Genomic DNA, 12,702 nt, shown 5'->3' with positions numbered 1-12,702 from the left:
TAGGGGGCGTTGCGGCGTGTCATCGAGCGTATGCCCGTTTGATCTGGAGAATGACACCCCTTTTGAGTGGCTAACCGGCAGACCGCTTGCCAGCGACAGGGCCGAAGGTCCCGCGTGAGCACGGAATGGGCTCCGTGGCTAGCCTTCTGACGGCTTGCCACCCGAACGTGTTGCCCCCGCCGCGGCCCCGGCCTTGACGCCCGCGTCCTTGCCGCCGCTCTGCGGGGCTTCAAACGATTCCAACGCCTCCAGCACGTCCTGGACACGGGAGATCTCCGCATTGATGTCCTCCCGGCGGCGGACGAGGACCTCCAGCTCGCGCTTGCCCTCGGACACGATGCGGTCGGCCTCCGCCTGCGCCTCGGCCCGCACCCGCTCGGCCTCGCGGGTCAGCTCGGCCTTCTTCTGCTCGGCCTCCTTGAGCAGCCCCTCGGCCTTCTTCACGGCCGCGATGCGGACCTTGCTGGCCTCCGAGTTGGCGTCCGACAGCAGCTCCTCGGCCTTCGCCTTGGCCTCCGCGAGCTGCTCCTCGGCCGCCTTCACCAGCGCGTCGCAGCGCTCGCCCGCGGACTTCATCGCCTCCGCGGACTCCCGCCGGGCCCGCTCGTGCAGCTCCTCTATCTCCGTCGTGACCCGGTCGCGGTGCTCCTCGGACCGCTCCCTTATCGCGGTGGCGTCCCGGCGCGCGCCGACCAGCAGCTCGTCCGCGTCCGTACGCGCCTTCTCCACCAGCGTGTTGCCCTCGACCGTGGCCTCGGCGACGATCCGCTCGGCCTCCTTGCGGGCCGCGCCGACCATCGTGTCGGCCTGCGCCTCGGCGTCCGTGGTCGCCTTCAGCGCCTTCTCCTGGGCGTCGGCGGTCAGCTTCTCGGCCTCGGCCGTCGCCTCCGTGATGAGCGTGTCGACCTGCTCCGCGGCCTCCGTGCGCCGCTTGTTGGCGGCCTGGCGGGCCTCGTCCAGGGTGCGCTCGGCCTCCTCGCGCGCCTCGGAGCGCAGCCGCTCGGCCTCCGCCGCGGCCTCCCGCTTGACGCGCTCGGCCTCCGTGCGGATGCGCTCGGCGTGCTGCTGCGCCGCGTTGACGTTCTCCGCGGCCTCGGCGCGCAGCCGCTCCGCGTCGCCCGTGGCGTCCGAGATCAGCTTCTCGGCCTTGGCGACCGACTCGGCCCGCACCCGCTCGGCCTCCGCGGCCGTCTCCGCGGTGAGCCGCTCGGCCTCCGTGACCGCCTCGGTACGCACCCGCTCGGCCTCGGCGACGGACTCCGCGCGGACCCGCTCGGCCTCCGTCGCGGTCTGGGTGCGGATCCGCTCGACCTCGGCCGCGGTCTCCACGGTGAGCCGCTCCGCCTCGCTGCGGGCCTCGCCGATCAGCGTGTCCGCCTGGCTCGCGGCGTCGCCGCGGATGCGGTTGGCGTCCTCGCGGGCGTCGGCGCGGGTGCGGGCGGCGTCCTGGTCGGCCTGCGCGATGGTGTCCGAGGCCTCCGTGCGCGCCCGCTGGGCGTGCTCCGCGGCGTCCGAGCGCACCCGCTCGGCCTCCGCCAGGGCGTCCGCGACCGTGCGCTCCGCCAGCGCCTTGGCGGCCTCCGCCGCCTCCGCGGCCTCACGGCGGGTGCGGCTCGCGTCCTCGCCCGCGCGCTCCCGCTCGGCGTAGGCGTCGGCGCGGACCCGGTCCGCCTCCTCCTGCGCCTCCTGCCGCGTACGCTCCGCCGCGTGCTCCGCGGCCGAGCGCAGGCCCGTGATCTCCTCCTGGGCCTGCTCGTGCATCCCGGCGACGGAGTCCCGTACCGACTGCGCCTGCGCCTCGGCGGCCGACACCAGCTCCGTGGCCCGCGCCTCGGCCTCCTCGACCAGGCGGCGCGCCTCGGCCTCGGCGTCCTCCACGCGCTTGCGCGCCGACGCGAGCAGCTCCTCGCTCTGCTCGCGGGCCCGCTCGCGCTCCTGGTCGGCCTCCGTGCGCGCGGCGCCCAGCGTCTCCTCGGCCTCGCGGCGGCGCCGGGCGGCCTCCTCCTGCGCGGCCGACAGGGCCTCGGCGGCCTCGGCGGCGACGCGCTCCGCGGCGGCCGCGGCCTCCGCGCGCACCCGGTCGGCGGTGTCCTGCGCCTCCGTCTTCAGGCGCTCCGCCTCGGCGGCGGCCTCCGAGCGCAGCCGCACCGCGACGGACTCGCCCTCGGCGCGGGCCTGCGAGGCGTCCGCTGCGGCCTCGGTGCGCACCCGCTCGGCCTCGGCGTCGGCCTGCGCCTGGAGGGCGCGCACCCGCTCGGCGGTCTCCGTGCGCAGCCGCTCCGTCTCCTCGGCGGCCTCGCGGCGCATGCGCTCGGCCTCGGCGCGCGCGTCGGCCAGCGTCGTCTCGGCGGCGGCGAGCCGCTCCTCGGCCTCGCCCTGGAGCCGGGCGAACTCCGCGTCCGCCTCCGCCTTGCGGGCCGCGACCAGCCGGTCGGTCTCCTCGCGCAGCGCGCGGGCGGCGGCCTCCGCCTCCGCCTTGACGGCCTCGGCCTGCTCGGCGACCTCCGTGCGATGCCGGTCGGCCTCCTCGCGGGTGCGCTCCAGGGTCTCCTCGGCCTGCTTGCGCAGGCTCGTGGCGCGCTCCACGGCCTCCGCGCGGACCCGCTCGGCCTCGGCCGCCGCGGCCTGGCGGGCCTCGTCGGCGTCGGTCTTGGCCTTGGTGATCAGCTCCTCGGCGGACCGGGCCGCCTCCTCGATCTGCTGGACCGACTCGCGCCGCGCCTCGTCGCGGATCCGCTCGCCCTCGGCGACCGCGTCGGCCCGCAGCTGCTCGGCCTCGCCGCGCAGGCGGCGCGCCTCCTCCTGGAGCTCGACCGTCTTGGCGCGGTACTCCTTGGTGTCGTCCTTCGCGGCGCCCTTGAGCTGCTCGGCGATGTCGTGCGCCTCGCTGCGCAGCCGGTCGGCCTCGGCCTCCGCCTCGGCGCGGACCCGCTCGGCCTCCTCGGTGGCGGCGCGCGTGGTCGCCTTCGCCTCCTCGGACGCCTTGGTCAGGACCTCCTCGGCGGTCCTCGCGGCCTTCGCGATCTCCGACGCCGTCTCCTCGGCGGTGATCGAGCGGGCCTTCTCGGCGGCCTGGGCGATCAGCTTCTCGGCCTCGGCGCGGGCGTCCTGGACCTGCTGCTCGGCCTCCGCCTTCGCGGCCTCGGCCTCCTTGGTGGCCTCGCTGACCAGGCGGGCGACCTGCTCCTTCGCCGTACGCGTGCGCTGCTCGCCCGCGGCCTCCGCGGCGGCGAGCTGCTTGGCCGCCGCGTCCTTCGCCTCGGCGACGAGCTTGTCGGCCTCCGTGCGCGCCTCGCGCAGCGCCGCCTCGGCCTCGCTCATGCGCTGCTCGGCGGCCCGGCTCAGCTCGGCGGACTGGCGGCGGGCCTGCTCCGACTCGGTCGCCGTGGACGAGCGCAGCGCCTCCGCGTGGTCGGCGGCCTCCTGGGCCTGCGTCGACGCCGCGTTCAACAGGCGTTCGGCGTCGGCGCGCGCCCGGCGCAGGATCGCCTCGGCCTCCGCGCGGGCGCTCTCGGCGTCGGACGCGAGCCGCTGCCGGGCCGTCTCCGCGAGCCGCTCGGCCTCGGCGCGGGCGGCGGCGAGGGCCTGGTCGGCCTCGGCGCGGGACTCGTCGAGCAGCCGCCGGGCCTGCGCCTCCGTGCGGGCCCTGAGCTGCTCGGCCCAGGCCACGTTCTCGTTGACGTGGGACTCGACGGTCTGGCGGCGCTCGTTCAGCTCCTGGTCGAGCTGCTGGCGCCGCGATACGGCCTCCGCGTGCAGCTCGGCCTGGAGGCGGGCCTGCTGCTCGGCGTGCTCCTGGAGGATGCGCTGGGTCTGGGCGCGGGCCTCGCGCAGCTCGCGCTCGGCGTCGGCGCGCAGCTGCTCGGCCTGGATCTGGGCGTTGCGCAGCAGCTGCTCGGCCTGGTAGCCGAGGTCCGCGCTGTCGTAGGCAGGGCGGGCCGCGAGGTTGCGGCGCGCCTCGTGCAGCTTGGCGCGCAACACCTCGACCTGGTAGCCGAGGTCCTCGGCGTGCTGGACGGCCTTCTCCCGCTCGGTCTTCAGCCGGTCCATCTCGGCCTCGAACCGCGAGAGATGGTCGGCCTCAGCCGGTCGCCGGCTGTCCTGGCTCTCGTAGCCCCGCACTGCGCGGTCCCATCCGTCCCCTGGTCGCAAGTCTCTTCGTGCGAACCCCGTCCGTCCTCACCGCACGGGGCCCCCGGGGAATGGTGTCAGATCAACAGCGGAGCTTGGGCTGCTGCCCCGACGCTCGTCCCCCGAAACCCGGACCCCGGCAAGCGACCGCCCGAGGTCCGGACGGCCGCCACCAACCCTACCGGGCCCGATTGGGGGCGGTCAGTGCTCCGGGTGTTCGGCGGGGGCGGAAGTGACGAGTTCCGTGAGGACTCCGTGGCAGTCCTTGGGGTGCAGGAAGGTGATGCGCGATCCCATGGAGCCGATGCGCGGCTCGTCGTACAGCACGCGCACGCCCTTGTCGCGGATCGCGGCGGCGTCGCCGTCCACGTCGGCCGTGCCGAAGGCGATGTGGTGCACGCCCTCGCCGTTCTTGGCGAGCCACTTGGCGACGGTGGAGTCCTCCCTGGTCGGCTCCAGGAGCTGGAGGTAGGAGGCGCCGCCGTCGGAGGTCTCGTTGATCTTCAGCATGGCCTCGCGCACGCCCTGCTCCTCGTTGACCTCGGTGTGGAACACCTCGAACCCGTACGTCGCGCGATAGAACTCGACGGTGGCGTCGAGGTCACGACAGGCGATCCCGATGTGATCGATTCGCGTCAGCATGTCTCAAGTGCAGCGCCTTCGGCCGTGATTACGCAACGTGCGCGCGATCACACTCGTCGCCCGATGACGCACGCCGTACCGCTCAGTACATTCGAGTGCACCTCCCTCTGGGGGAACCCCCAGACCCCCAACTCGTTCACTCCTCAGCCTCCGGCTGGAAGGGGCCCGCCACATGTCTGGAACGACCGGAACCACTTCGGTGATCGTCGCAGGGGCGCGCACGCCCATGGGGCGCCTGCTCGGCTCGCTCAAGTCCTTCTCCGGCGCGGACCTGGGCGGCTTCGCGATCAAGGCGGCGCTGGACCGGGCGGGCATCGGCCCCGACCAGGTGCAGTACGTGATCATGGGCCAGGTCCTGACGGCCGGTGCGGGGCAGATCCCGGCCCGCCAGGCCGCCGTCAAGGCGGGCATCCCGATGAACGTGCCCGCGCTCACGGTCAACAAGGTCTGCCTGTCCGGCCTCGACGCCATCGCCCTCGCCGACCAGCTGATCCGCGCGGGCGAGTTCGACATCGTCGTCGCGGGCGGCCAGGAGTCCATGACCAACGCCCCGCACGTGCTGCCCAAGTCCCGCGAGGGCCACAAGTACGGCGCGATCGAGATGCTCGACGCCATGGCGCACGACGGCCTCACCGACCCCTTCGAGTCCATCGCCATGGGCGAGTCCACGGAGAAGCACAACGTCCGCCTGGGCATCAAGCGCCCCGAGCAGGACGAGATCGGTGCCCTCTCCCACCAGCGCGCGGCCGCCGCCCAGAAGAACGGCGTGTTCGCCGCCGAGATCACCCCCGTCGAGGTCCCGCAGCGCAAGGGCGACCCGGTGCTCGTCTCCCAGGACGAGGGCATCCGCGGCGACACGACGGTCGAGGGCCTGGCCAAGCTGCGCCCGGCCTTCGGCAAGGACGGCACGATCACGGCGGGCACGGCCTCGCAGATCTCCGACGGCGCCGCGGCCGTGGTCGTGATGAGCAAGGCGAAGGCCCAGGAGCTGGGCCTCGACTGGATCGCGGAGATCGGGGCCCACGGCAACGTGGCGGGCCCGGACAACTCCCTGCAGTCCCAGCCCTCCAACGCGATCCTGCACGCCCTGAAGAAGGAGGGCCTCGGCGTCGAGGACCTCGACCTCATCGAGATCAACGAGGCCTTCGCGGCCGTCGCGGTCCAGTCAATGAAGGACCTCGGGGTGTCCACGGAAAAGGTGAACGTCAACGGCGGAGCCATCGCCCTCGGTCACCCGATCGGGATGTCCGGCGCGCGCCTCGTCCTGCACCTGGCCCTGGAGCTGAAGCGCCGCGGCGGCGGCGTGGGCGCGGCGGCCCTGTGCGGCGGCGGCGGCCAGGGCGACGCGCTCATCGTGCGGGTGGCCAAGGGCTGACCGGCCGCCTCCCGCAGCACCCGAAGTTCACGTACGCACGGAACGGAGCCGCAATGCAAGACGTCCCCTCCCTGGTGGCCCAGGCCCGTGAGGGCAGGCCCCGGGCCGTGGCCCGGCTGATCTCGCTGGTCGAGGGGGCGGCGCCGCAGTTGCGCGAGGTGATGGCCGCGCTCGCCCCGCTCGCCGGGAACGCGTACGTGGTCGGGCTCACCGGCTCGCCCGGCGTCGGCAAGTCCACGTCGACGTCCGCGCTGGTCAGCGCGTACCGGCGGGCCGGGAAGCGGGTGGGGGTGCTGGCCGTGGACCCGTCGTCGCCGTTCTCCGGGGGCGCGCTCCTCGGTGACCGGGTGCGGATGTCGGAGCACGCGTCCGACCCCGGTGTCTACATCCGCTCCATGGCGACCCGCGGCCACCTGGGCGGCCTCGCCTGGGCGGCGCCGCAGGCCATCCGGGTCCTGGACGCGGCGGGCTGCGACGTGATCCTCGTGGAGACCGTCGGCGTGGGCCAGTCCGAGGTCGAGATCGCCTCGCAGGCGGACACGTCGGTGGTGCTGCTCGCGCCGGGCATGGGCGACGGCATCCAGGCCGCGAAGGCGGGCATCCTGGAGATCGGCGACGTGTACGTCGTCAACAAGGCGGACCGCGACGGCGCGGACGCGACGGCGCGCGAGCTGAACCACATGCTCGGCCTGGGCGAGGCCCGCGCCCCCGGGGACTGGCGGCCGCCCATCGTGAAGACGGTGGCCGCGCGGGGCGAGGGCACGGACGAGCTGGTCGAGGCCCTGGAGAAGCACCGGGCGTGGATGGAGGAGCGGGGCGTGCTCGCCTCGCGCCGGGTGACGCGCGCGGCGCGGGAGGTGGAGACCATCGCGGTGACCGCGCTGCGGGAGCGGATCGCCGACCTGCACGGGGACGTGCGCCTCGGCGCGCTGGCGGAGCGGATCGTGGCGGGGGAGCTGGACCCGTACGCGGCGGCCGACTCACTGGTGGCGGGCCTGACGTCCCAGCAGCCGTGACGCCGCGCCGACCTTGGCGGGCCCCCGGGGCCCGCGGTCGCCGACGGGCGGGCCCCCACGAGGAGCGTTCACCCTTGCGAAGGGGGTAACGGGCGGGCAGGCGGCGGGAGCGGAATCCCGCGACGGCGCCGCGGTCGCCGACGGCGAGGACCGCGGTCGCCGACGGCGAGGAGCCCCACGAGGGGCGTTCCCCTCGTGAGGCACCGGTGCCGGGCGGGCGGGCAGGCGGGTGGGCGAGCGTCAGTCGTCCAGCGAGACGGTCACCTTGCCCGACCGCGGGTCCACGCTCCAGTGCCCCTCGGCACCGTCCCGGGAAACGGTCTCCACGTCCCAGGCGCCCCCACCGGCACGGTGGGAGTCGTCGTCGAGTTCGACGGACGTCACGCTGCCCTTGTCGGCGGCGGCCCGCGCCGCCTCGGAGGCGGACACCGAGGCACCCTTCAGCGCGCCCCGCGCCTCCGCCGCGTCCTCGTCGTCCCGCTCGGTGTGGGAGCCGAGCACCTTCCCGGTGCCGGGGTCGATCTCCACGCTGTACCAGGTGCGGCCGTCCTCGCCGAGGACGTCGACGTCCCAGACGAGCCCGCCGTCCTCGTCGTCCAGGTCGGCGGAGACCGCGGTCCCGGACGTGGACTTCAGCGCGGCGGCGATCGCCTCGGCGGCACTGACCTTGGCGGCCTTCGCGTCGCGGGCGTCCTCCCGGGCGTCCTCCCCGTCGTCGTACCGGTCGTCCTGCCCGTCGTCGTGCCGGTCCTCGTACCGGTCATCCGCGTCGTCGTCCCGCGGCGCGGCGCCACGGCGGTCGTCGTCCTGCACCCGCACGCTCGACTTGGCGCCCGCCGTCGACGACCCGTCGTCGCCGCCGCCGACCGCGAGGGCCGCCGTCGTACCGCCCGCCGCGAGGGCCAGGGCCGCGATGCTCGCGATGGCGATGTTGCGCTTCATGAGGTTCCTCCCGAGAGGCGAGTGGCTGGGCCCCGGTGAGGCGGGGCCGTCCGTTCCGACGACAACCACGCTGCCTGAGCGACCCTGAAGCCACCCTGAAGGACCCTGAAGAACGTTTCAGGTTCGGTCCGGCATCCTGAAGCCATGCGCCCTCCCGTCTCCCACCACCACCCCGAGCGAGACGCTTCGCGTCGCCCCTTTCGCCTCCTGATCGTGGAAGACGAGAAGCGCCTGGCCCTGTCCCTGGCCAGGGGCCTGACCGCCGAGGGCTACGCCGTCGACGTCGTCCACGACGGCCTGGACGGCCTGCGCCGGGCCACCGAAGGCGCGTACGACCTGCTCGTCCTGGACATCATGCTCCCCGGCATGAACGGCTACCGGGTCTGCTCGACCCTGCGCGCCGCGGGCAACGACGTACCGATCCTGATGCTCACCGCGAAGGACGGCGAGTACGACGAGGCCGAGGGCCTGGACACGGGGGCGGACGACTACCTGACCAAGCCCTTCAGCTACGTCGTCCTGGTCGCCCGCGTGAAGGCCCTGCTGCGCCGCCGCGCCACGGCCCCCTCGCCGGTGCACCGGGTCGGCGACCTGAAGGTCGACACCGCCGCCCGCCGCGTCTTCCGCGAGGAGGACGAGATCCCCCTGACCGCGAAGGAGTTCGCCGTCCTGGAGCAGCTCGTGCTGCGCGTGGGGCAGGTGGTGTCCAAGGCGGAGATCCTGGAGCACGTCTGGGACTTCGCGTACGAGGGCGACCCCAACATCGTCGAGGTGTACGTGAGCACGCTGCGCCGCAAGCTGGGCGCCCCGCTGATCAGGACGGTCCGCGGCGCGGGCTACCGTCTGGAGGATCCGCGATGAGGCCCTTCGCCTCCGTCCGCGCCCGCGCCACCCTCGCGGCGACCGCCGTCGTGGCGCTCGCCCTGGCCGCGGCGGGCGTCGCGCTGCTGCTCACGCTGCGGGCGAGCCTCGTCGACCAGGCCGACGGCCAGGCGGAGTCGGCCGCCCGCAGGGTCGCCGCGCAGCTCGCCGCCAACGTCCCGTACGGCGATCTGGACCTGGACGAGGACAACCCCGTCCAGGTCGTGGACGACGACGGCCGCCTCGTCGCGGTCAGCGACGACCTGGAGCGGATCAGCGGCACGGGGGTCGACGGCGTACGCCCTGACCGGGGCAGCGGCAAGAACGACGAGGACAATGACAAGAACGACGAGGACGAGGAAGGCGACGCCGACTCCGAGGGGCTTGAACCCGGCGACATCGATGACGACGTCCGCCTCAGCGGGGGCTCGGCGACGGTCGACGGCGACACCGAGGACTACCGCTTCGCCCGGGTGACCGTGAACACCGAGGGCAAGGGCGAGCTGACCGTCCACGCGGGCGCGCCGCTGACCGCCGAGGAGAGCGCGGTCACCACCGCGCTGACCGCGATGCTGATCGGCCTTCCGCTGCTGCTCGCCGTGATCGCGGCGGTGACCTGGCTGGTCACGCGCCGCGCGCTGCGCCCGGTGGACGCCATCCGCGCCGAGATGGCGGCGATCACGGCGTCGGAGGACCTGGCCCGCCGGGTGCCCGAGCCGGACACGCGTGACGAGATCGCGCGCCTGGCCCGGACCACCAATGAGACCCTGGCCGCGCTGCAGGCGTCCGTGGAGCGGCAGCGCCGGTTCGTCGCCGACGCCTCCCACGAGCTGCGCAGCCCCATCGCGTCGCTCCGCACCCAGCTCGAAGTGGGCGCCGCCCACCCGGAGTTGCTGGACGTGCCGGGCGCCGTGGAGGACACCGTGCGGCTTCAGGAGCTGGCCGCGGACCTGCTGCTGCTGGCCCGTCTCGACGCAGGGGAGAAGCCGGGCCGGAGCCGGGTGGATCTCGCGGCCCTGGCCCAGGAGGAGCTCTCGCAGCGTCCGGCCGACCGGATCGCGGTGACGGCGAAGCTGGAGAGCGTCGAAGTGGCCGGATCTCGCGGCCAGTTGGCGCGGGTGCTCGGCAACCTCGTGGCGAACGCGCAGCGGCACGCGCGCTCCCGGGTGGCGGTCACCACCCGCCGCGATGGGGCGTGGGCACTGCTGGAGGTGGCGGACGACGGGGACGGCGTGCCGCCCGCGGAGCGTGAGCGGATCTTCGAACGTTTCGTACGGCTCGACGACGCCCGCAGCAGGGACGAGGGCGGAGCGGGCCTGGGCCTGGCCATCGCCCGGGACGTGGCCACCCGCCACGGCGGCACCTTGACGGTCACCGAGTCCCCTGACGGCGGCGCCCTGTTCACCTTGCGCCTGCCGTCCGATGCGCAAGCGCCCCACAGGGGAGCGGGAGACCGCGCGACCAGCCACAACGGAGCGGCGGACTAGGACCCCCAAGAGCCCCAAGAGCCCGCGAGGATCCGTGAGGACCCGTGAGAATCCGCAAGGACCCGCAAGGACCCGCAAGGAACCCCCAGAGACCCCCAGAGAACCCTCAAGGCCCCCGAAGCGCCCCCAAGGCTCCAGGCAACCCCGAAAGAGCCCCGCACCGAACCCCGCTACGGCACAGCGCCCAGCGTCACGGCTTGCCGCGCAGGTCGCGGAGGTGCTCCGCGATGGGCGTGAGCGCCTTGTGGAGGTCGCTGAGCGCCTCCGGCGAGATGAGGTCGACGAAGTGCTGCCGCACCGAGGCCACGTGGTGGGGGGCGACGCGCTTCATGGTCTCCATGCCCTCGTCGGTGAGGACGGTGAAGAGCCCGCGCCGGTCGGACTCGCAGTTCTCCCGGCGGACCAGACCCGCGTTCTCCATGCGCGTGATCTGGTGGGAGAGGCGGCTCTTGGACTGGAGCGTGGCGGCCGCGAGGTCGCTCATGCGCATGCGCAGGTCTTCGGACTCGGAGAGATGTACGAGGATGTCGTAGTCGTTCATGGTCAGGTTGAACGGTTGGAGATCCTTCTCCAACTGGTACGTCAGCATCCTGTTGACCTCCACGTGGGTGCGCCAGGCGCACTGTTCCTCGTCGGTCAGCCACTGCGGGGCCGTCTCGGTCTCCATGGAATCGATTCTACCTAAGAAGTTGAATGGTGAACGAGTGTTGGGGTGTGACACGGCTCGCACCCCCGAGTGACCGAGGGGCACAGGCGTTCGCCGTCACACTCCGCAGACTACCGCTCACAGGCCGAAGCGACGCTGGAGGTCTCCTAGTTGTCCGGGAAGGCGCGGTGTCCCCGGCTGCTGTCCACGTTGGCCATGTTGGCCGCGCTGACCGGACGCGGCGGCGCCGCCGGAGCCCTGGGCGCCCGGTACTCCGGCCTGCTGCGGCAGCGCACCCGTGTCGACGTCCGCCATCAGCGCCTCCGAGGACTGGAGCAGCACCGTGCCCGCGCCCACGAACTCGAACTGGTGCTCCTCCCCGGACGTGCCGCCGATTCCCGTGAGCGCGCGCAGGCCGCCGATCACGCCCGTCATGTACTGGTGGTCGTAGTGGTGGCAGGGCGAGGGGCAGTCCGCCCAGCCGACGAGCGCCTGCGGGTCCACCCGGATCGGCGGCTCCATGAACACCACGGGACCGCTGGAGACCGCGACGAACTTGCCGGTGCCGATCAGCGTGAGGAAGCCGGGGACGATGGACTGCTTCAGCGCGAGACTTGGCTGAAAAGCAAGCAGGTTGCCCGCGCGGATCGTCAGGTTGCCGTCGTCCAGGTCGTAGGAGTTGACGTCGAAGGCGCGGTCGGCGAGGAGCATCTTGCCCTCGCCCTCGGCCACCACCCAATCGCTCGCGTGCAGCGGGGAGTGGAACGACGTCCGCACGAGGCGGTCCAGGCGGCCGTGCCCGATGCCGTTGAAGTCGATGCGCCCGTAGTAGGCGATCATCTTGCCCTTCTGGAGGAACCACTGGCTGCCGCGCAGCTCCACGCAGAAGGTGAACGCGTTGACGTTGTCGTCGCTCGGCAGCGTCGACGGGTCGAAGATCGCGGGCGTGCTCACAGCTTCTCCTCCGATGCCTGGACGTACACCACGCCGTTGCCGCTGAGCTCCAGCTGGAAGGCCTCACCGGAGCCGCGGCCCACCATGTCGCGCCAACTGAGCGCGGTGGACAGCTTGTTGCGCACGTCGCCGTGGTGCGCCACATACGACTGGGGGTCGACGTGGACCGGGCGCTGGGGGGTGATGGGCAGCTCGATCACGCCGCCGTGCGCCATCACGGCGACCGCGCCGTGGCCCTTGAGGGTCGTGGTGAACAGGCCCTGGCCCGACACCTGGCCGCGCACCATGCCCATCACGCCGCCCTGCGAGCCGAGGAACATCGTGCCCTGCTGGAGCGTGCCGTCGAAGGCGAGCAGGCGGTCCGCCTCCACGTACATCGTGTCCCCGGTGAGGGTGATCACGTGGACGTGGTGCCCGCCGTGCCCGAACATGACCGTGCCGGAGCCCTCGACGGTCATCAGCGGTACGGACTCGTTCGCCACGCGGCGGCCGATCATGGACATCAGGCCGCCCTGGCCGCCCGTCACGTTCGGGGTGAAGGAGACGTCCCCCTTGTAGGCGAGCATCGCGCCGCGCTGGCTGTACAGCTTCACGCCGGGCTGGAGGGTCGCCTCGACCATCTTCGCGTTGACCTCACGGAATGGCATG

General features: G+C 73.3%; 10 protein-coding genes. 4 read left to right on the top strand and 6 right to left on the bottom strand.

Going from position 1 to position 12,702, the window contains the following annotated elements; genetic code table 11:
* Positions 1 to 138 precede the first annotated feature (138 nt).
* Positions 139 to 4,122: a polarized growth protein Scy gene (gene scy / locus ACOBQU_RS12275; protein ID WP_423626578.1), complete on the bottom strand. Its 3,984-nt coding sequence runs from the start codon at positions 4,120 to 4,122 to the stop codon at positions 139 to 141.
* A gap of 210 nt (positions 4,123 to 4,332) precedes the next feature.
* Positions 4,333 to 4,773, bottom strand: a complete 441-nt coding sequence (gene mce, locus ACOBQU_RS12270; protein WP_423626576.1) for a methylmalonyl-CoA epimerase — start codon at positions 4,771 to 4,773, stop codon at positions 4,333 to 4,335.
* 172 nt (positions 4,774 to 4,945) lie between these two features.
* Between mce and ACOBQU_RS12265 the strand changes: the two genes are divergently transcribed.
* Positions 4,946 to 6,148, top strand: a complete 1,203-nt coding sequence (locus ACOBQU_RS12265; RefSeq protein ID WP_423626574.1) for an acetyl-CoA C-acetyltransferase — start codon at positions 4,946 to 4,948, stop codon at positions 6,146 to 6,148.
* Between the two features lie 53 nt (positions 6,149 to 6,201).
* Entirely contained in the window at positions 6,202 to 7,164 is a 963-nt protein-coding gene (meaB, locus tag ACOBQU_RS12260) for a methylmalonyl Co-A mutase-associated GTPase MeaB (RefSeq protein ID WP_423626573.1), read from the top strand.
* A gap of 240 nt (positions 7,165 to 7,404) precedes the next feature.
* Here the strand turns inward: meaB and ACOBQU_RS12255 are convergent, their stop codons facing one another.
* Positions 7,405 to 8,106 (bottom strand): PepSY domain-containing protein, encoded by a 702-nt coding sequence (locus ACOBQU_RS12255; protein ID WP_423626571.1) that lies wholly within the window; start codon positions 8,104 to 8,106, stop codon positions 7,405 to 7,407.
* Between the two features lie 144 nt (positions 8,107 to 8,250).
* Here ACOBQU_RS12255 and ACOBQU_RS12250 point away from each other — a divergent pair, with 144 nt between their 5' ends.
* Both ACOBQU_RS12250 and ACOBQU_RS12245 read left to right on the top strand, forming a co-directional pair.
* The gene (locus ACOBQU_RS12250; RefSeq protein WP_423626570.1) at positions 8,251 to 8,967 is read left to right on the top strand and encodes a response regulator transcription factor; all 717 of its coding nucleotides are present in this window, start codon (positions 8,251 to 8,253) and stop codon (positions 8,965 to 8,967) included.
* Complete coding sequence (locus tag ACOBQU_RS12245) at positions 8,964 to 10,454, top strand: ATP-binding protein (RefSeq protein WP_423626568.1); 1,491 nt, start codon at positions 8,964 to 8,966, stop codon at positions 10,452 to 10,454. The genes ACOBQU_RS12250 and ACOBQU_RS12245 overlap by 4 nt, the downstream gene beginning before the upstream one ends.
* Positions 10,455 to 10,644: 190 nt before the next feature.
* Here ACOBQU_RS12245 and ACOBQU_RS12240 read toward each other — a convergent pair whose 3' ends face one another.
* The 3 genes from ACOBQU_RS12240 to ACOBQU_RS12230 all read right to left on the bottom strand — a co-directional run bounded on the left by ACOBQU_RS12240 (position 10,645) and on the right by ACOBQU_RS12230 (position 12,701).
* Positions 10,645 to 11,121, bottom strand: a complete 477-nt coding sequence (locus tag ACOBQU_RS12240) for a MarR family winged helix-turn-helix transcriptional regulator (protein ID WP_423626565.1) — start codon at positions 11,119 to 11,121, stop codon at positions 10,645 to 10,647.
* 117 nt (positions 11,122 to 11,238) lie between these two features.
* Positions 11,239 to 12,054 carry an AIM24 family protein gene (locus tag ACOBQU_RS12235; protein ID WP_423626563.1) on the bottom strand — a complete coding sequence of 272 codons (816 nt, stop codon included), beginning with the start codon at positions 12,052 to 12,054 and terminating at the stop codon, positions 11,239 to 11,241.
* A complete protein-coding gene (locus ACOBQU_RS12230) occupies positions 12,051 to 12,701 on the bottom strand; it encodes an AIM24 family protein (protein ID WP_423626561.1) in 651 nt (216 codons plus the stop codon). The genes ACOBQU_RS12235 and ACOBQU_RS12230 overlap by 4 nt, the downstream gene beginning before the upstream one ends.
* Between the last annotated feature and the right edge of the window lies 1 nt (position 12,702).

The sequence above is a fragment of the Streptomyces sp. G45 genome, assembly GCF_049542095.1.
Lineage (GTDB): Bacteria > Actinomycetota > Actinomycetes > Streptomycetales > Streptomycetaceae > Streptomyces.
This window is presented reverse-complemented; position numbering and strand designations above follow the sequence as displayed.